The organism is Arthrobacter sp. K5, assembly GCF_040448525.1.
Lineage (GTDB): Bacteria > Actinomycetota > Actinomycetes > Actinomycetales > Micrococcaceae > Arthrobacter > Arthrobacter globiformis.
Window position 1 is genome coordinate 991,228 of sequence record NZ_CP159279.1, and the last position, 19,422, is coordinate 1,010,649.

General features: G+C 66.9%; 15 protein-coding genes and 1 pseudogene. 10 read left to right on the forward strand and 6 right to left on the reverse strand.

Annotation, left to right across the window (positions count from 1 at the left end):
- Window positions 1–302 precede the first annotated feature (302 nt).
- Complete coding sequence (locus ABRP34_RS04360; protein WP_003800592.1) at window positions 303–1,673, forward strand: ammonium transporter; 1,371 nt, start codon at window positions 303–305, stop codon at window positions 1,671–1,673.
- Between the two features lie 37 nt (window positions 1,674–1,710).
- On the opposite strand, the gene ABRP34_RS04365 is transcribed toward ABRP34_RS04360, so the two are convergent.
- Window positions 1,711–2,355: a DNA alkylation repair protein gene (locus tag ABRP34_RS04365; protein WP_353712397.1), complete on the reverse strand. Its 645-nt coding sequence runs from the start codon at window positions 2,353–2,355 to the stop codon at window positions 1,711–1,713.
- Window positions 2,356–2,742: 387 nt separating this feature from the next.
- Here ABRP34_RS04365 and ABRP34_RS04370 point away from each other — a divergent pair, with 387 nt between their 5' ends.
- The 6 genes and pseudogenes from ABRP34_RS04370 to ABRP34_RS04395 all read left to right on the forward strand — a co-directional run bounded on the left by ABRP34_RS04370 (window position 2,743) and on the right by ABRP34_RS04395 (window position 8,953).
- The gene (locus tag ABRP34_RS04370; RefSeq protein ID WP_353712398.1) at window positions 2,743–3,837 is read left to right on the forward strand and encodes a glycoside hydrolase family 16 protein; all 1,095 of its coding nucleotides are present in this window, start codon (window positions 2,743–2,745) and stop codon (window positions 3,835–3,837) included.
- Window positions 3,838–3,946: 109 nt separating this feature from the next.
- A pseudogene (locus tag ABRP34_RS04375) lies at window positions 3,947–5,586 on the forward strand (DUF222 domain-containing protein).
- 54 nt (window positions 5,587–5,640) lie between these two features.
- Window positions 5,641–6,534, forward strand: a complete 894-nt coding sequence (locus ABRP34_RS04380) for a ribonuclease Z (protein ID WP_353712399.1) — start codon at window positions 5,641–5,643, stop codon at window positions 6,532–6,534.
- 45 nt (window positions 6,535–6,579) lie between these two features.
- Window positions 6,580–7,704 (forward strand): 23S rRNA (uracil(747)-C(5))-methyltransferase RlmC, encoded by a 1,125-nt coding sequence (rlmC, locus tag ABRP34_RS04385; RefSeq protein WP_353712400.1) that lies wholly within the window; start codon window positions 6,580–6,582, stop codon window positions 7,702–7,704.
- A 145-nt stretch (window positions 7,705–7,849) separates the two neighbouring features.
- Entirely contained in the window at window positions 7,850–8,236 is a 387-nt protein-coding gene (locus ABRP34_RS04390) for an Hpt domain-containing protein (protein WP_004565690.1), read from the forward strand.
- Between the two features lie 141 nt (window positions 8,237–8,377).
- Complete coding sequence (locus tag ABRP34_RS04395; protein WP_353712401.1) at window positions 8,378–8,953, forward strand: DoxX family membrane protein; 576 nt, start codon at window positions 8,378–8,380, stop codon at window positions 8,951–8,953.
- A 7-nt stretch (window positions 8,954–8,960) separates the two neighbouring features.
- Here the strand turns inward: ABRP34_RS04395 and ABRP34_RS04400 are convergent, their stop codons facing one another.
- Together ABRP34_RS04400 and ABRP34_RS04405 are read right to left on the reverse strand one after the other, a co-directional pair.
- Window positions 8,961–9,935: a dienelactone hydrolase family protein gene (locus tag ABRP34_RS04400; RefSeq protein WP_353712402.1), complete on the reverse strand. Its 975-nt coding sequence runs from the start codon at window positions 9,933–9,935 to the stop codon at window positions 8,961–8,963.
- A gap of 81 nt (window positions 9,936–10,016) precedes the next feature.
- Entirely contained in the window at window positions 10,017–10,529 is a 513-nt protein-coding gene (locus ABRP34_RS04405; RefSeq protein WP_353712403.1) for a DUF664 domain-containing protein, read from the reverse strand.
- A gap of 365 nt (window positions 10,530–10,894) precedes the next feature.
- Here ABRP34_RS04405 and ABRP34_RS04410 point away from each other — a divergent pair, with 365 nt between their 5' ends.
- The gene (locus tag ABRP34_RS04410; RefSeq protein ID WP_353712404.1) at window positions 10,895–11,419 is read left to right on the forward strand and encodes a DUF2087 domain-containing protein; all 525 of its coding nucleotides are present in this window, start codon (window positions 10,895–10,897) and stop codon (window positions 11,417–11,419) included.
- Window positions 11,420–11,421: 2 nt separating this feature from the next.
- Here the strand turns inward: ABRP34_RS04410 and ABRP34_RS04415 are convergent, their stop codons facing one another.
- From ABRP34_RS04415 to ABRP34_RS04425, 3 genes are all read right to left on the reverse strand, one after another.
- Window positions 11,422–11,847 (reverse strand): ChaB family protein, encoded by a 426-nt coding sequence (locus ABRP34_RS04415; RefSeq protein WP_004565685.1) that lies wholly within the window; start codon window positions 11,845–11,847, stop codon window positions 11,422–11,424.
- A gap of 129 nt (window positions 11,848–11,976) precedes the next feature.
- Complete coding sequence (locus ABRP34_RS04420; protein ID WP_353712405.1) at window positions 11,977–13,230, reverse strand: hypothetical protein; 1,254 nt, start codon at window positions 13,228–13,230, stop codon at window positions 11,977–11,979.
- A gap of 102 nt (window positions 13,231–13,332) precedes the next feature.
- Window positions 13,333–14,289, reverse strand: a complete 957-nt coding sequence (locus ABRP34_RS04425; RefSeq protein ID WP_353712406.1) for a helix-turn-helix domain-containing protein — start codon at window positions 14,287–14,289, stop codon at window positions 13,333–13,335.
- A gap of 111 nt (window positions 14,290–14,400) precedes the next feature.
- On the opposite strand from ABRP34_RS04425, the gene ABRP34_RS04430 reads away from it, so the two are divergent.
- Both ABRP34_RS04430 and ABRP34_RS04435 read left to right on the forward strand, forming a co-directional pair.
- The gene (locus tag ABRP34_RS04430) at window positions 14,401–15,441 is read left to right on the forward strand and encodes an alpha/beta hydrolase (RefSeq protein WP_353712407.1); all 1,041 of its coding nucleotides are present in this window, start codon (window positions 14,401–14,403) and stop codon (window positions 15,439–15,441) included.
- 373 nt (window positions 15,442–15,814) lie between these two features.
- Window positions 15,815–19,363, forward strand: coding sequence for a choice-of-anchor D domain-containing protein (locus ABRP34_RS04435; RefSeq protein ID WP_353712408.1), 3,549 nt, complete (start codon window positions 15,815–15,817; stop codon window positions 19,361–19,363).
- Window positions 19,364–19,422: the final 59 nt, after the last annotated feature.

Consider the following 19,422-nt stretch of genomic DNA (forward strand, 5'->3'; position numbering starts at 1 on the left):
TTTCCTTCATGTGTTGGTAACGCGGCCTTCCGGCGGAAGCTTTCACGGCGGCCTGCCGGATTCGTCCCGCCGTTCCGCCCTTAAGTCTGCAGCGTCAGCAGGAAACGCACCCGGCCATCAGGAGTCGTTAACATATCCGAAACACGGCAGTCACGCCGGCTTTACGTAGGCGCGATTTTTGAAACCCGCGTGTAACTTGCCACACCCAGACCCGAAACATGGATCCACGAATATCAATGAGGGGCGTGGCGCCGGCATCAGCGGGCCGCGGAGAGGATGAGTTTCCTGGGAAGGGAAAACGCGTGGAGATCACTGCGGCGAACGTTTGGATGATGGTGTCGGCGGCATTGGTGCTGCTCATGACCCCGGCACTGGGCCTCTTCTACGGCGGCATGACCCGCGCCAAGGCCTCCCTCAACATGATCATGATGAGCTTTGTGTCAGCCGGTATCGTCGGCGTCGTCTGGGTACTCTGGGGCTACTCCATGAGCACCGGCGAAGGCGTTCTTGGCCTGTTCGGCAACCCGTTCGCCAGCTTCGGCCTGAGCGGGCTGATGGGCACCCCTGACCTCATCAAGGCCGGTTTTGCCGGAACCTTTGCGATCCTCACTGTGGCCCTCATCAGCGGCGCGATCGCCGACCGCGCCAAATTCACCGCCTGGGTCCTTTTCGTACCGCTCTGGATCACGGCCGTCTACTGCCCGCTCGCTTTCATGATCTGGGGCGGCGGGCTCATGAGCCAGGGCGGAGCCGTGACCGCCATCTTCGGACAGGTCATCGACTTTGCCGGCGGCGCCGTCGTCGAAATCAGCTCAGGCATCGCCGCGCTGGTTCTGGCCGTGATCGTCGGCAAGCGCCACGGTTTCGGGAAGGACCCAGGTCACCGCCCGCACAACGTCCCGTTCATCATGCTCGGCGCCGGACTCCTCTGGTTTGGCTGGTTCGGATTCAACGCCGGCGCCGCCACCACGGCGGAACAGGCCGGTCTGATCTGGGTCAATACCCTGGTTACGCCGTGCGCAGCCATGCTCAGCTGGCTCCTCACGGAGAAAATCCGCCACGGCCACCCCACGTCCCTGGGCGCAGCGTCCGGTGCCGTCGCCGGCCTCGTGGCCATCACGCCGTCGTGCGCCAACATCAGCCCAGTGGCCGCCATCGGCCTGGGCCTGGTGTCCGGCGTGGCCTCGGCGCTGTTCGTCGAACTGAAGTTCAAGTACGGCTTCGACGATTCCCTGGACGTTGTCGGCGTGCATCTGGGCTCCGGCCTGGTCGGCACCCTCGCCCTCGGCTTCATCGCCCTCCCCGTCAACGGCGAAGGCGGCGGCCTCTTCTACGGCGGCGGCGTCCAGCAGCTCATCGCCCAGACGGTTGCCGTTCTCATCACCCTCGCGCTCTCCGGGCTGATGACTGCAGTCATCGGTCTCGCGATTCACAAGACCATCGGCTTCCGGGTCAGCCATGAGGCCGAAGTTGCCGGCGTCGACCGGTCCGAGCATGCCGAAAGCGCCTATGAATTCGGCAGCATGGGCCACAGCCAGTTCCACCCGCTCCGCCAGCAGATCCACGCAGCTCCGGCCGCTCGCCCGGCAGGCACCCCCGCCAACCCCGCCGCGGACGACGCCGTTTCCGCCGAGGCGGCAGAGGAACTGCAGCCTGCACCGGCTTCCGCCTAGTCTTTCCGCTGTTCGCTGGGTTCGCGGGACCTGGATCCTAGCGGCGGAAGGCGAGCCGGAGCTCCGGCCTTCGCTCCGCAACGGCGTCCAGCACGGCGTCGACAGCCTGTTGGTCGGGGGTTGTCCCGGCCGGCGCTATGTCCGTGGCGATTTTGGCGCGGCGGACAAAGCCATCCCAGTCACCGCCTCCCGCCCGGAGGGCCCGCAGCGGTGCCATCAGGGACGCGCGGCGGAGCCAGACGTCCGGGTCCCCCGCCCACCGGTCCAGCACCGCGTCGGCACGCACCCGCTGCTGGCCCTCCAGCCTCTCCACGAGCGGACCAACGACGTCGACGGCGATCGGGTCGACGAGCGACGGTATCCGCGCGTCGCGCACAAAGCCCTCAATGCGGGTCAGGTCGGAGTTGGTCAGCAGCTCCACTTTGGACTGCAGGAGGACGACGGCGGCCAGGCGCCGCTCGTAAACAGGCACCTCCCACAATTCGGAACTGAGGGCGGTGACCTCGTCGTGGGGCAATCCGGCATGGCGGCGGAGAGCGTCACGTACCGTTCCGCGCACCGCGCCCACTGATGCGCCGTAGTACTGCATCCTGCTGCCGAGCCGGTGACGCAATTCCTCGGCCCGGTACCACGAGGCCTCACGCTGCAAGGTGTCATCCACGAATTCGCCGGCAGCACTCACCCGCCCATTCTTTCCGTACAGGGACGGCGCAGTCCAACTCCCGGACTGCGGACATTTCGACGCGCTTTGACGACCGCCCGGCTCCCTATTTCCGGGCCCCGTCATAAAAGTGTTCCCGCAGGTCAGTTCGGGGAAACAGCTGGACCGCCCGTCCGTGGACTTCACGGCATTTTGCGGGTGTTGGTAACGATCAAGTAACGTTGACGCCTGTTCCACAAGGGACGGCCCTTCAGGGGCCCCGGAGGCCGGTGCTGGGCTCCGGATGCGCAGGGCGGCAAACCGGCCGCTCCGGCCCCGTCAACGGGGCCCAGAATTGCTTCTTGCTTTTCTTTACCACCTAGACTGTGGCTGCCTTCTGCGCGGCAGCCGTATGCCCGGAGGGGTCTTTTGCTTAAGAAGAACATAGCCATTGCCATTAGCATCGGCGCGCTTTCGCTGACCGGATGCGGCCTCACTCCCTCCGCGGAACAGGCTGCCGACGCCGCAGGCACGACGTCCACCAGTAAGGCCGCCGTGCCGTCGTCCACGGCTTCCGCGAAGGCCGTCCCGTCGTCGAACGCCGCCAGCAAGGCAGCAGCGGCGAAAGCTACCGCAACCAGGGCTGCCGCGGCGAAAGCGGCCGCAACCAAGGCTGCCGCGGCGAAAGCCGCCGCCAAGACGGCTGCACTGAAGGAAAGCGCCGCTAAAGCTGCTGCGGCGGCGAAAGCTGCTCCCGCCGTCGTCGCTCCTGCCGCCGCCCCTGCGGCCAAGCCGGCAGTGCCTGCCATAAAGACCGTTGCTCCGAAGGCGCCCGCTGTTCCCGCTAAGCCTGCTCCGGCGCCCGCCACCGCCGGAAACGGGACCCAGGCCGCCAGCACTCTTGGCTGGGGTCCGGTCGTCGCCGGCGACGAGTTCAATTACACGGGAGCCCCGGACCGCACCAAGTGGAGCGTCTACGACAGCTCCGGCCACGCGGGCAAGGGCCTCCGCAGCCCCAAGGCCTGGTCCGTGGCGAACGGTGTGGCCACGGTGAGCGGCGATTCGGCAGGTACCACCGGCGGCATGTCGGCGAAGTTTGCCAACCAGAAGTACGGCCGCTGGGAAACCCGCATGAAGACGAACCAGCGGGATTCCGAATACCACCCGGTCCTCATCCTGTGGCCCGACAGCAAGTCATCGACCTGCGCGGAGATCGACTACGCCGAGAGCACTTCCGATACAGCCCTGGTGAAGTTCTTCCTGCACTACGCATGCAGCGGCAGCGGCAAGCAGACCTACTCCGCAAAGGCAGTCGACACCACCCAATGGCACAACTACGCCGTGGAATGGACCCCCACCGGCATCACGGGCTACATCGACGGCGTCAAGACCTTCACCGACACCAACCCGGCCCACCAGCCCTCCGGCAGCATGCACCAGACGCTGCAGCTCGACTGGTTCCCTGACGGGTCCCGGACCACGCCTTCCCAGATGCAGGTCGACTGGATGCGCGTTTACAAGTAGAGCCAGCCTGTTCCGAAGGGTGCCCGCGAGAGCGGGCACCCTTCTTCTTAAATTCACATGTTCCCCGGTTGAGGGCGTTAATGTCGTACCCCGTTGGCAGACTGTGTTCATGGACGGGTTCGGGAATTCAGCACTGACAGCGGGAGCGGCGCCGCACGGCGGCGTTCTGCAGGCTGCGGCGGTTCCTGACATTCTGCTTCCAGACGCCGCTTTCCCGGAGGATGCCTCCGCGGACGACGGGCTTCCGTATGACGATGACCTCAACGCCGTGTTTCCGGCATCGTTTCCGGAGGACCCCTTTCCCGAGGTTCTTTTTGCCGACCGCCCTTTCGGCGAAGACCTCTTTGACGACATCCCTTTTGATGACGGCGTTCCCTCCACCGCCGCTACCACCTGGCATGCAGCTGACCTCACCGCTGACAATGCCGGTCTGATCGACCAGATCCATGTTTACGAGAACTTCAAGTGCTGGGCCGCCGGCCAACAGGCGCGGCTTTCGGTGGCCTTTGAGGCCCGGCTCCGTCAGGAACAGTCCGACCGGGGGACACTGAGAGCCGAAGACCTGGGCAAAGACCGTACCAAGGAGCACGGCCTGGGCGCGGCCGAACAGATCGCACTGGCCCGGCGCGAATCCCCGAACCGCGGCGGCCGGCTGCTTGGGATGGCGAGGGCGCTGGTGCAGATGCCCCATACCCTGGCCGCGCTGGACACCGGGCAGCTCAACGAAGAGTGTGTCATGCATGTCGTGAAAGAGACCGACTGCCTGAGCCCGGCTGACCGGGCGGCGGTCGACGAGGAACTCGCCGCCGATACCGGGACCTTGAATGGCGCCGGGACCCGGGCCGTCATCGCCGCCGCCCGGGCTGCCGCTATCCGGCGGGACGCACGCTCGGTCACCCAGCGCGCCAGCCACGCCGCCTCAGAACGGTCGGTCACCCTGCGCCCGGCCCCGGACTGCATGACCTATTTGACGGCGCTGCTCCCCGCCCATGAGGGCGTCGCAGTCTACGCGGCCCTGACCCGGCACGCGGACACCCTCAAGTCCGCCGGCGACCCCCGCAGCCTGGGACAAATCAAGGCCGACACCCTCGTCGAACGCACCACCGGGACCCCCGGCGGCATCACCGGCATCGACATCAGCCTCGTCATGACCGACCACACCCTCCTCCAAGGCGACAGCGAACCCGCCCGGATCCCCGGCTACGGCACCGTCCCCGCAGACTTCGCCCGCAACCTCATCACCCAGGGACGAGGAGAGCAGGGCAGCGTCCAGCCAGCCGCCGACGGTTCCACCGCCGGCCTGAAGGAGCTCAAGACCTGGACCCGGCGGCTCTACACCGCCCCGGGACCGGCGACCTGGTGGCCATGGACTCCCACCGGCGCCTGTTCCCGCCAAAGCTGCGCCGCTTCATCCAGATCCGCGACGACACCTGCCGCACACCCTACTGCGACGCCCCCATCCGCCACCACGACCACATCATCCCCTGGCACAACGACGGCCCCACCACCCCGGCCAACGGCGCCGGGCTCTGCGAAGCGTGCAACCACACCAAAGAACTCCCCGGCTGGAAAACCCAACCCAGACCCGGGCCAAGACACACCATCGAACTCACCACACCCACAGGCCACACCTACCACTCAACGGCACCGCCACTACCGGGAACGCCACGGCCCGGATCTGGACTGGCTGGATCTGGACTGGCTGGAACGCCCGCTGGCGTCCCGATTCTGCCAGGCGTCGTGGGCTAAGGCTCTGCGAGCGCTGATGCCTGCGCGCGCCGCGCCTGTGAGACACTCGGTGTCATGCGCGAACTCGTCGTCCTTGGAACCGCATCGCAGGTGCCGACGCGGACGCGCAACCACAACGGATACCTGCTGAGGTGGGGTGGCGAGGGCCTCCTCTTCGACCCCGGCGAGGGCACCCAGCGGCAGATGATCCATGCGGGTGTTTCCGCCAACCAGATCACCCGCATCTGCCTGACCCATGTTCACGGTGACCATTGCTACGGGCTTCCCGGCGTGCTCTCCCGCATGGCCCTGGACGGCGTGAAGCACCCGGTTCACCTGCACTATCCGGCTTCCGGAGAGGACGTTGTCCGGGCGCTCGTCTCCGTGGCCTCGCCCGGCATCGATCTTCGGCTGCAACCCCACTCCGACGCCGGGGAGATTGCCCCGGGGCTCGAAGTGCGGCCCTTGCGCCACCGCATTGAAACCTATGGCTACCGGCTGACCGAGCCGGACGGCCGGACCATGCTGCCGGAGCGGCTGGCGGCGGCGGGGATCACGGGCCCGGACGCGGGCCGCCTGCAGCGGGAAGGAGTCCTGCGCGGTGTGCGGCTTGAGGACGTCAGCATTCCGCGTGCCGGCCAGGGCTTCTCTTTCATCATGGACACCGCCCCGTGCGAGGGGGCCGAGGACCTGGCCGACGGCGTCGACCTCCTCGTCACGGAATCCACCTTCAGTGATGACGACGCCGCTTTGGCGGCGCAGTATGCGCACCTGACTGCCGGGCAGGCCGGGGAGCTCGCCGCCAACAGCGGAGCCGGAACGCTGGTCCTCACCCACTTTTCCTCCCGGTACGGCGACGTGGAAATACTGGCCCAACAGGCACGGGCCCGCTCAGGAGGGACCGCCGTCGTACCTGCCAATGACCTGGACCGGATCAGCCTTCCCAAGCGGCAGCGGACTCCGTCCTGACCCGCGGCCGGAAGACGCCTGCAGAAAAAGTAGAATTAACCAGACATGCAATGTTCCTACTTTGATGCCGCCCGCTGCCTCTCCTGCACCCATATGGGCAGGCCCTACGACGAGCAGCTGGCCGGCAAGCAGCTGCACTGCCAGACGCTCCTCTCCGGCCACTCGTCCCTAGAGTGGCTGCCGCCTGCGGCGAGCCGCGAATCCGGCTTCCGCAACAAGGCCAAAATGGTGGTGGGCGGAACGGCCAAAAACCCCACTATCGGGATCCTTGACGCCGAGGGCCGCGGCGTGGACCTGCGCGAATGCGGCGTCTGCTCACCCGGGCTCCTCGCCTGCTTCCCTGTCCTCGCGGCCTTCATCAGCCAGGCCCACCTGACGCCATACGATGTCCCGCGGCGCAGCGGCGAGCTCAAGCACCTCATCATCACGGAGTCGCCCGACGGCGAGATCATGCTGCGTCTGGTCCTGCGTTCGGAAAAACTGGTGCCGCGCATCCGGCAGCACCTCCCCACCCTTCTGGCCGCCCTGCCGCAGGTGAAGGTTGTCTCGGTCAACCTGCATCCGGAACACAAGGCTGTCCTGGAAGGCGACCGCGAGATTCTGCTGACCGGGCAGTCCACGCTGCGGATGCGCGTCAATGACCTCGACCTCCACCTCCGGCCGCAGAGCTTCTTCCAGACGAACAGCGACATGGCAGCGGCGCTGTACCGGCAGGGACGCGAGTGGGTCAACGAACTGGCGCCGGCGTCGGTCTGGGACCTTTATTGCGGTGTCGGCGGCTTTGCCCTGCACTGCGCTGACCCGTCCCGCGACGTCACCGGCATTGAAACCAGCCGCGAAGCCATCGTTTCTGCCAGGCTCAGCAGTGACGAGGCGGGCCTGCAGCGCGTGGACTTCCAGACGGGCGACGCCACCGCCTTCGCGGTCGCCGCGGACCAGGCGCCCGAACTGGTTATCGTCAACCCGCCGCGGCGCGGCATCGGCAAGGAACTGTGCGGCTGGCTGGAATCGTCGTCCGTGCGGCATGTGGTGTACTCCAGCTGCAATGCGCAGTCACTGGCCCGTGACCTGGCGGCACTCCCCTCGTTTACGGCCCGACGGGCACGGGTGCTGGACATGTTCCCGCAAACCACGCACTACGAAGTGATGGTGCTGCTCGAGCGGTCCTGACCGGTCCGCATTCTTGATCCGAACATCGGCAAAAGTTTCTCCGGTCTTGAGGTCCCCGCGGGAAAGTGTCCGGTAGGCCGCACAGCAAGGTCGCGGCACGGACAGACGGGCGGGGCATGCAGGGGACAGCAGCAGGCGGTGGGAAGTGACCGGCCCGGACGACATCCCTGTCCTGGACGCCGGTCCGCTGCAGGTCCTTGCCGCCGAGGTGGGCTCCGCTTTCGCGGAGGCCTTCATCGATGACTACCTGCAGATGTTGCCGGAGCGGGCGTCGAAGATCCTCCGTGCCCTGGCCGGCGGTGACCCGCGGATGGCGGCTGACGCCGTCGTGAGCCTGCGGGCGACGTCCGCCATGGCGGGCGCGCTGCGGCTGGAGCGGTGCTGCAAGGAACTGGAGTCGCGCATCCGGCGCGGGCAGCGGCTGGAGCCCGATGCTGTCAGGGCAGTGCTGTACGCGAATATCCGCCTGCTCGTGCGCGAGGCCGGACGCCAGGGGTACCTCCCGCAGTCCAGGCCCAAGGGCCAGGGCTAAGGCCCAGGGCTGAGGACGACGGCGGGTACCCGGCGGACGGACCAAAATCCCCGAATCCCCGGTCTCCCGCGGACGTAGAATCGTCGGACAAGATCGCCTGAAGAGCAGCCGGCAGGCTGAACCGTTTACAGGAGGATTCCCATGAGCCGCACGAGTACCAGTCCGCTTGCCCCAGTCGCCGCCACAGCAGCACAAACCATCTTCCGCGTGGGCCTGGGCGGCGTCCTCATTGCCCACGGCACCCAGAAGCTCTTCGGCTGGTTCGGCGGCGGCGGGATCGAGGGCACCAGCAAGGGCATGCACGCCATGGGGTTCCGGCCCGCGAAGCCCAGTGCGGTCCTCGCCGGCCTCGGCGAAGCGGGCGCCGGCCTGGCTCTGGCGCTGGGACTTGGCACTCCGGCCGCCGGGGCAGCTGCCGCCACCACCATGGGTGTTGCGGCCAGCGTCCACGCCCCCAACGGGTTCTTCGCCACGGAAGGCGGACTTGAATACCCGGCCGTCCTGGGACTTGCGGCGGCATCCTTCACGATTGGCGGGCCGGGCAGCTTCTCCCTTGACTCCGTCACCGGCCATGTCCTGGACCGCCCCTGGATGCGGGCCGTGGCCCTGGCCGTCATTCCGACGGCCATTGCCATCCAGGTGTACCGCCGGCAAAAGGCCCTGGCCCACGACGCGTCCGGACCCGACGCCGCAGAGATCGCGGACGCCGTGAGCTAGCCGACCGTTAGACGTACTTCTTGAACCACGCCAGTGTGTCGTTCCAGGCGGCAGTTGCCTGCTGCTCGTTGTAGCGTTCGCCGGTGTCGTTGTGGAAGGCGTGGTCGACGCCGGGATAAACCTTGAGCTGGTTGCGTACGCTCGTGGCCGCCAGGGCATCCCTGAGTTGCGGCATGGGACCGGTGATCCGGTCGTCCAGTTCTGCGTAGACACCCAACACCGCAGGCTTAATGGACGGCACCTTGTCCAGATCAGGCGCCGGACCGTAGAAGGCCGACGTCGCCTTGAGGCCGGTCATCTCCACCGCCGACTGCCAGGTGATACCCCCGCCGAAGCAGTAGCCGGTCATGGCAATGCGGCCCTGCTCCACGAAGTCCTGCTTCTGCAGGTAGTCGAATCCCGCGGCAAAGTCCGCAACGTGCCGCTGGGCGCCGGCCTGCGTCAAGGCTCCCGGAACGGCATCGCGGTCCAGGCTCGCGGTGCCGCCTTCCCTGCTCAGGAGGTCGATTGCCAGGGCCGCGTAGCCTTCCTTCGCGAAGCGCCGGGCCACGTCCTGGATATGGGGTGTCAGTCCCCGGTTCTCGTGGCAGACCAGCACGGCGGGGCCGGGCTTCCCGCCTTCTGGCCGGGCGAGGTACGCACTGATCTCGGTGCCGCCGGACGGGAACTTCACTGTCGACGTCGTAATTCCGGCTGCCCCCTCGGGGACGGACAGCGGGCTTTTCGCCCCCGGGACGGCGCCTCCGGTGGCGGTGCCGGTGGCGGAGCCCGACGTCGGGGTGGGGGTGGGCATGGGATCGGTGCTGCGCGGGACCTCCTGGGGTGTGCAGCCAACGAGGAGCATCGCGGCGGACGCGGCAGCCATGCTGCCGGTGATGAACGCGACCCGGCGTGTGAAGGTGTGCTGGCTCATGGCCCCGGCACGGTAGTCGTCGAAAAATTCCTCGATCAGGTACTTCTCAAACTTGCCAAGCTGGGTCATCACGGCCTCCTGGAGTTTTTGCCGTTATCCTCCTCCGAACGCCAAGGCCAGACAAGCCGCCGGCCGGCGACCCAATGCCTGCTATTTCTGCACACTGCCTTTCAGGCCCTTGGCGTAGGCGGCCTGCCCCGCGTGCTGAAGGCAGTCCGCAATTGTGCTGACCAGCCGGACGCCGAAGGTGACCGGCGGGTCCCAGCGGGTATCGACGACGCGGTCAAGGTCGTCGTCGCCGAGCGTAGTTAGAACGTCCGCGGTCTGCCGGTGGACCGCCTCGTAGTACTCAGCGAGCAGCTCCCGCGGGGCCCTCACGGCGTCGACCTGGTCCGGCGAGTGTCCGTAGCCGGTGTCCCGTTCTGGAAGCGGCAGGCCGAACCTGCCGGCAAAGCCCTGCGAGGTCCAGACCTGTGGCAGCCCGGCCGCCGAGGCCACCTGCACGTCCTCTATCCGGCTGAGGTGCCAGACTAGCCAGGCAATGGAGTTGCCGCTGCCCGCGGGCCGGCGGACCAGGCTCGCGTCGTCGAGCCCTTCAAGCGTGGCATCCACGATTTCGCGGATGCGGCCAAAGGCGTCCAGCAACAGGTCGTTGGTTTTCAAGGGGTCCCCTTAGATTGGGCTGTGGGCGGCGACGGCGGGATCAGAACCGATGCGGGCACCCTAAGGGTGAGCGGGCCACCTGGACCATTGGTATGACTTCGGGAAGCCATGCGCCCAACACGGCCAGCGCAATAGCCCAGGTTGTTCCCTGCCGTTTCGGGCCCGCTCACTGATAGTGGCCCCGGGACCATTTCACATCACGACGCGGGCCGGGCGCCAGCGGTTTTGCGCGCGGGACACTTTCACCCCTCGGAAGCCGGGCTGACGGCGCCTTCCGGCGTGAGCCAGCCGGGGCTACGATTTTGCCTGTCGTACCCGCCAACCGGCACCGGTCCGGGAGGCCAGAGCACAGAAGGGGAAGCGCGGTGAGCAGGGAGACCAGGCAGAGCGGACCGCACTGGCGGCGGGTGATGGCGGCTCTCGCCAACCGTGACGCGCGGACCGCCTACGCGCAAATAGTGCTGGGAGCCGGTCCCACCGGCGTTCCTTCGGCTCCGGGCGGGCAACGGCGCGACCGGGCCATCGCCGCCCTGCTCGACGCAGGCCTTGTGGAACGGACCGCCGGCAATGAACTCGAGGCCTCCGAGTCGATCTTCCGCGACCTCCTCACGCAGCAGCCCAAACGCCAGCCGCAGACTGGGGTGGCCCGGTTCATGCGTCTTGGCCGGATCGACAGGTATCCGGCCAACCAGGCGGAGCGTCGGGAACTCCTGGCCTGGATCGCCGGCGAGACCTTCGAGCCGGGCGAGGAGCTCACCGAACGGAAGGTCAACGAACGGCTCCTGAGCTACACCGACGATGTGGTGCTGCTGCGCCGGTACATGATCGATTTCGGCGTGCTGGAGCGGACGCCGTCGGGATCCTCCTACATTCGCCCCAAAGCCGGATAGGCTCAGTTGCCCCGCGCCTTGCGGGTGGCGGCATCATTGGCCTTCTGGAGCGCCTCGACAAGTTCGTCCTTGTCCATCTTCGAACGTCCTTCGACGTTCAGCTCCTGGGCCAGCTTGTACAGGTGCTCCTTCGAGGCGTTCGCGTCCACGCCTCCCGCGGAGGGCGCCGATGAATCCAGTCCCTCGGCCGCATGCTGGTCGGAGGGGCCGCGCTTCTCCTTCGGTTCCCAGTGGTCTCCCACCTTTTCGTAGCTGTGCTTGAGGGAAGCGAAGGCTGTCCGGGCAGCCCGGCTCTCGTCATTGTCATAGGACTCCAGCGCCGAATCGTAGGTCTTGGCGAAGGTATCCTGGGCTTTCTGCTCCGAACGCTGCAGGGTCGAGGGAAGCTCTTCCTTGCGGGCGTGATCGTTCTTGCCAGTCTTGGGCATGCCACCCACGCTCCTTCATCAACAGACATTCGTGCAGATGAAACCAGCTTGGCACCGATGCCGGGCTTTCGCATCGGTCTTCCCGGTAGAGCTCCGCATCAGTGCCTGGTACTGGGCATCCGCAGAGTACTAGGCATCCTCGGAATCCAGATCAAGGTCCGGGATGTCCAACAGGCCCAGGTCCTCCAGCACCGTTGCGTCCTCGTAGGTGTTCGCAACGCACCGGACCAGGGCAGGTGGCACGCGGAAATGCGTGTCGATCGTCAGGATCCCCTGCTCGGCAAGTGCTTCCAGTTGGTGCATGGCCGCGGCCTTCAGTGACTCGACCGTGGCCCTTTCCTCTGGCGATGCACCCGTCCGAGGGTCCAGCACGGAGTCCGTCCGCGGAGGATCCTCCGAGGAGGCCGCCAGCAGAATCGAGGCCACCGTTGCGGCAACGAGGACTTCCCACGGCTGCTCGGGGGCGTAACCGAGCACGGAGGCCGCGAGGAACTGGTCAACGAAGAACACCAGTTCCTCCAGCCGGTCCGAGGTGTTGCCGGTTTGGAAGACGGCGGAGGCCGGCGAGGGCACCGCCTTCGTGGGGCTGATCTTGATGAGTTCGGTGCGGGCCAGCGCCTCCCACGCCTGCGCCAGCAGCGGCACCTCATACATGCTGCGGACTGTCGGGACGGGCTCTTCCGAACGGCCCTTTCCGGCCTGCGGGGCGCCGGCCTGTTTGGGCCCGCCTCTGACTGCCAGTCCGAAACATGCCGCCGCCGCTTCGATGTCTTTCGTCCGGAGCTCCCCGGTTGCAGTCACCGGCTTTGCGTCGCCGATCCACTGAAGCAGGGCCGTCGTCCGCTGGACCAGCGGCAGTTCCGAGAAGACCTGGAGCGCGTCATCGTCGGAAACGACCGGCACGTCTACGAGGCTAAAATCATCCGCCTCCCCCAGAAGGCCGTTGAGCAGGTCAATAACGTCGGCGAGCTGTTCCGTTGAACCTGACCACCGGTCAGTGTCCCCGAGAAAGTCTACGAACCCGTGCACGGCGGCGATGACAAACTCACCGCGGTCATCCTCTTCGTCTACCGCAGGCGAGGCGAGGTCGGCAGCGAGAGCATCCGCCAGGATCACAGGATCAAGGCGTGTCAGGTCAGCAGCGGCCACAAGGTCCATGTAACGGCCCATAACGCTTTCTATGACTGCCAGGCACTCGAGGGCGGTGGCAGCAGCACCCGGAGTACCGTCGTCGAACCACCGGACAAATGCCGGCGCGAGCGAGTCGACTGCCCGCCCGGCCCGGAAAGAGCTCAGCGAAGCGGGCGAAGAGCCGCGTGCGGCGGAACGTCCCGGGCCAGCGGGGCCCTTGCGCTTGTTCCGGTTCCTGCCGTTCTTGCTCATGCTGCCCCTGACTGATTGTGCGGTGGTTCTTACGACGACGGTACTGACCATTCGCGCGGCGTGCCACCAGGCTCGCTGCACCCAGGGGCGTGCTTCTGGCCACTAGGACCCCAGCGTCAGGCTGCGGTTCCGTCCCTGGTAGAGGCGGCGGTAGCTGGAGGGCGTGGTGTTGAGTTCGCGCATGAAGTGGAGCCGGAAGTTGGCTGCCGTACCCAGACCCGACCTGGCCGCGACTGCCTGCACGGTCAGGTCGGTCGTTTCGAGCAGGCGGCAGGCCTCGGCAATGCGCTGGCTGGTCAGCCAGCGCAGCGGTGTTGTCCCCGCCTCTGCCAGGAACTTGCGCGCGAAGCTGCTGGGCGCCCAGCCTGCATGGACGGCCATATCGATGACGGTCAGCGGCTCAGCCAGATGCTGCCTTGCCCAGACGCAGGTCTCGGCGAAGTGGGTCAGCGGCGCGGCAACGGCTCGTTCAATGAATTGCGCCTGACCGCCCTCGCGGTGGGGAGCCACGACCATCCGCCGGGCGATGCGGTTCGCTGCCTCGGTGCCGTGGTCTTTGCGGACCAGATGCAGGCACAGGTCGATCCCGGCCGCCACACCGGCGCTGGTACTGACGCCGCCCTCGTCGATGTACAGCACCCCGGCGTCGACGGCGACCGCCGGGTGCAGAGTCTGGAGGCGCTGGGCGTTTCTCCAATGCGTTGTGGCGCGTTTCCCGTCAAGGAGTCCGGCAGCCGCGAGCGCGAATGCCCCGGTACAGACGGACACCATCCGGGCCCCGTTTCCCGCAGCCTCGCGGAGCGCCTCGCAGACCCCGGCCGGAGGGTCGTTGAGCGGGCTGAAGCCGGGCACAACAATGGTGTCGGCTGACAGAAGGGCCTCGAGCCCCGCAGCCGCGTGGATGGCATACCCGGTTGTGGTCGGGACCAGGCCAGGTTCGGCGGCGCAGACACTGAACAAGTACAGTTTCCGCTCGTCCTCATGGCCGAAAATCTGCGCTGGAATCGCAAGGTCAAAGGCGACGACGTCCGGCAGTGCCAGCGCAACGACACGGTGCATGAGGCCACTGTACCCACGCAGCCGCGGGTCGGACCCCTGCCGGCAGGATCCTTTTCATGCTGGCAATTTTTACCACTCCCCCGGGCTGGTTCCGATGGGCAGTCTTAACCCGTGATCAACTTTCGACCCTCCCCGGCGCCGCTGCCCGCCATGACCGCTCCCGCAGATGCACGAAGCACAACGCCGCGCCGCAGGCTTCGCACCCTGGGTATTGCGGCCGCCACTGTGGCAGGCCTCCTTCTGACGTCCACGGCCACCAACCTCGCCATGAACCAGGCGGAGCGGTCCGCAACCGTGCCGTACGGGCAAAGGGTCCAGACAAGCCACGGAGCCCTCAACGTCGTGCACACACCAGGGAACGGCCGGACCGGACAATCCATCGTGCTGCTCAGCGGCCTCGGTACTCCGGCTCCGGCGGTGGACTTTGCACCGCTCATCCGGGAGCTCGGGGACTACGACGTCGTCGTCGTGGAAGGCTTCGGCTACGGGTACAGCGACCAGCCCCCGCTGGAGCGCAGTGTCGAAAACATCACCTCCGAGCTGCATGAGGCCCTTGCAAAAGCGGAAGTGCCCAGACCCTACGTTATCGGCGGCCATTCCATCGCCGGCTTCTACACGCTCGCCTACGCCAACCGGTACCCGACCGACGTCGTGGCCGTCATCGGCATCGACCCCACAGTTCCCGCCGCCGGGACAATCCACACGGACCAGACCAGCGTCCCCGCGGGCGGCATCAACTGGGAAGGCCTGGTCGCTGCCAGCGGCCTGCTCCGCTGGGCCACCATGCTTGCACCAGGCCTCGTGGAACCGGACGGCACCGCCTACACGTCCGGTGAGCGGGATCTGATCCGCAAGATGGCCAACTGGAACTTCGGCAACGCATCCGTCCTCGACGAGACTAGCCGGATCGCCGACAACGCCCGCAAGGTGCAGGCAATGCGCTACCCGGACGATGTCCCCGTGCTAACGTTCCTCGCGACGGCGAAGGAGCCCGCTCCGGACGCCGCGCTGCACGAGAGCCGGCTGCAGAACGTCCGGCACCACGAAATTGTGCTGGTCCCCGGTGGACACTACCTGCACTGGACCCACGCGCCGGCCGTGGCCAGCAAGATCAAAGCTTTCCTGACCGCCACTGTGCCCGGAATGCGCTGACGCGTCGTTCCAGTCCCGCCAGCGTCCCGCACGTGCCTAGCTGGATTTCTTAGCTGAGCGCCTGCTGCCCGTGGCCAGAAATGTCGCGACTCCGAGGATGAATGCTGTAGAGAGGGCCGCCGCATTGGAGGGCAAGGCGCCGGCGCACCGTTCCCCTCATTTTGGGGGGTGAGACCAAAGTTCCTGCGGGTCGGCCCCCACTTTTTCCTAGGGCTCGACACAGACAGTGGGATCGTCCTGAAGCTGAAGGTTGGGGAGACCTCACTCAGGGCAACCGGCCCGATGCATTCCCCAGCTGCAGCGGTCACACGCCTAGTCCAGCCACGGTCTGAAGCAGGTCTCAAACATGCGCGATCAACAAAGAACTGGGGCGATGACTCGCGCCAGGGCTACGAAGCTGTCCTCCCGGCGCCCGGTGCGGAAACGCCGCCGCGCCTGGAGTGGCCTTCTGTCAGCAGTCCTTGCATTCGCCGGGCTGTCCGTCAGCGGAGTCGCCGCCGCGGACGTCGGGACGATTGGCCACGATACGCTTCGGACCGGATGGGACAGCAACGAAAGCACACTCTCGCCGTCGTCCGTCTCGTCCTCGAACTTCGGCAAACTGTTCTCCACGCCGGTGGACGGGCAGGTCTACGCCCAACCGCTCGTTGTAGGCGGCACCGTGATTGCCGCGACGGAGAACAACGCGGTTTACGGGCTGGACAGTATCACGGGGGCGACGAAGTGGCAGCGTTCTGTCGGGCCGGCCTGGCCGGCGTCGACCGTGAGCTGCGGCGATCTGACGCCCAACATCGGCATCACGTCCACGCCGGTCTTCGACCCGGCGACCAACAGCGTCTTCCTGCTGGCGAAGACGAACGACGGAGCCACCCCGCAACTCCCGCACTGGTACATGCACTCCCTCGATCCGGCGACCGGGGCAGAGCGGGCCGGGTTCCCTGTCCTCATCAGCGGCGCCCCCACCAACGATCCGACCCGCCCCTTCAACGCGATGACCGCCATGCAGCGACCCGGACTGCTGCTGATGGACGGGGTGGTGTATGCGGGCTTCGCGAGCCACTGCGACTACACCCCCTTCGTAGGGTACGTGATCGGGGTGTCCACCAGCGGACGGCAGACCACGATGTGGGCCACGGAGTCCGGCAACGCCAACGCCGAGGGCGGGATCTGGCAGTCCGGCGGAGGACTGGTCTCCGACGGTCCCGGTCAAATCCTGTTCGCCACCGGAAACGGCATCTCCCCGAAGGCAGGCCCCGGCAAGACCCCTCCCAGCACCCTGGCGGAATCGGTGGTCAGGGTCCGGGTAGGAAGTGACGGCCACCTGAGCGCAACCGACTTCTTCAGCCCCGCCAACAACCTCAAGCTGGACCAGAACGACACTGACCTGGGTTCCGGCGCCCCGGTTGCCATTCCTGACGGCTACGGCACGCCCGAGCACCCGCACCTGCTGGTTCAGGTCGGCAAGGACGGCCATGTCTACCTGCTGGACCGGGACAATCTGGGCGGCATGGGACAGGGACCGGACGGAACGGACGCAGTCCTCGACGCGGCCGGACCTTACAACGGGGTGTGGGGACGGCCCGCGTTTCTCGGGACGGGCGACGGCGGGTATATCTACACCGTCGAGAACAGGGGGTTTCTGCGCGCGTTCAAGCTTGTGCCGGACAGCACGGGCGGGATCAGGCTCGCATCCGTCGGAACGTCAACGGGCACGTTCGGGTATACGTCGGGCGCGCCTGGGGTGACCTCTTCCGGCACGGAGGGGTCCTCAGCCCTTGTCTGGGCGGTCTACTCCACGGGAGGAACCGGGGTCAGCGCGGAACTGCGGGCCTACCGCGCCCTGCCGGACAGCACAGGGTCCCTCCAGCAGGTGTTCAGCGCCCCGATAGGCACGGCCGCCAAGTTCTCCTCGGTGGCCACGGATAACGGCCGGGTGTACGTCGGCACCCGCGACGGTCACGTGCATGGCTTTGGCGCCCCGACAACGGCAGCCGTGGGCGCGACGGACACCGACCTGGGCACGGCCGAAGTGGGCGCCTCCCAGACCGGCAACGTGACAGTCACCGCCACCCGGGCGGTGACTGTCAGCTCGGTCACAACCGGGGCGCCGTTCGGCATCGGAACTTCGAGCAGCCTGACCGGGACGCTGCAAGGTGGCGAGAGCCTGACCGTTCCGATGACCTTCTCGCCCACAGCTCCCGGCCAGGCTGACGGCACGCTGACGGTAAAGACAGCCGACGGCGAGACCGTGCTCCTGGGCATCCACGGCGTCGGCACACGGGACGGCCTGGGCGCCACCCCGGCCGCACTCCAGTTCACCAACGTGCCGACCCTGACCAGCAGCCGCCAAACCGTCAACATCGTCAACACCGGTACCACCGTCGTCGAGATCACCGGCGTTACCCTGCCGGCCAGCGCTGAGCTGAGCGCCGACACGGCCATGCTGCCGGTGGTTGGCCAGCAGATCCAGCCCCTCACCTCGGTTCCGGTGTCGGTGACGTTCAGTCCGACGACGGCGGACCCGGTGACCGACGCACTGGTCATCGCCAGTGACCGGGGGTCCGTGACCGTGCCGCTGACCGCAACCGCCGTTTCCGGCGCGGCGCACTTGGAGATGCCGCCGTCCCTGGACTTCGGGGACGTCCCGGTGGGAACATCGGCCACCGCGGACTTCACCATACAAAACGACGGCAACATTCCAATGACTGTCACCAAGGCGAAGGCGCCGCAGGGTGTCTTCTCGACCACCGCCCCCATCTCCGAGGGCATCACCATTCCACCCGGTGAGTCCGCCTTCCAAAGCGTGACCTTCACGCCGGCGGCACTCGGGCAGGCCGGCACACAGGACACCTTCTACCTGATCACCGCGGATGACGGCCAGGGCGAGCTGAAGGTGATGCTCACCGGCAACGGCACCGACGACCCGATCGCTGTCAAGGCATACCAGATCGGCGCCGGCCGCCCGTCGTCGTCCCTCGGGCGGGCTCTCACGGATCAGTACGCCGTTGCGGAAGGAAAGTGCCAGGACTTCGTCACCGGGATAATCTGCTGGTCGCCGGCCACAGGCGCCCATGAGGTCCATGGTGTGGTATACAGCAGCTACAAGGCCGCGGGCGGCGCCGCTGGCATGCTCGGCTTCCCTACCACCGACGTGAGGATTACGCCGGATGGGGTGGGGCGGTACAGCCACTTCTCCGGTACGGATGGGGCCTCGATCTACTGGTCGCCCAAGACCGGCGCGCACGAGATCCACGGCGCGATCCGGGCCAAGTGGGCGGCCCTGGGCTGGGAGAAAGGCCCGCTCGGCTACCCGCTGACTGACGTGACGGTCACAGCTGATGGCGTAGGCACGTACAGCCACTTCTCCGGTTCGGGCGGCGCCTCGATCTACTGGTCCCCGAAGACCGGCGCGCACGAGATCCACGGCGGGATCCGGGCCAAGTGGGCCGCCCTGGGCTGGGAGAAAGGCCCGCTCGGCTACCCAACCACCGACGAGAGGATCACGCCGGATCAGGTCGGCCGCTACACCCACTTCACCGGTTCGGGCGGCGCCTCGATCTACTGGTCCCCGAAGACCGGCGCGCACGAGATCCACGGCGGGATCCGGGCCAAGTGGGCCGCCCTGGGCTGGGAGAAAGGCCCGCTCGGCTACCCAACCACCGACGAGAGGATCACGCCGGATCAGGTCGGCCGCTACACCCACTTCACCGGTTCGGGCGGCGCCTCGATCTACTGGTCCCCCAAGACCGGCGCCCACGAGGTCCACGGCGCGATCCGGGCCAAGTGGGCCGCCCTGGGATGGGAGAAAGGCCGGCTCGGCTATCCCGTCACCGACGAGTTCGCGGTTCCCGGCGGCCGCGAGTCGGATTTCCGCGGCGGCCGGCTCGTCTGGAAGGCACGGACAGGAGTGGTCAGCGGATAGCGTTGGCGCCTGGGTAGGCCAATTCTCCGAATGAGGGTCCGGTTCTCATCGGAGCAGTA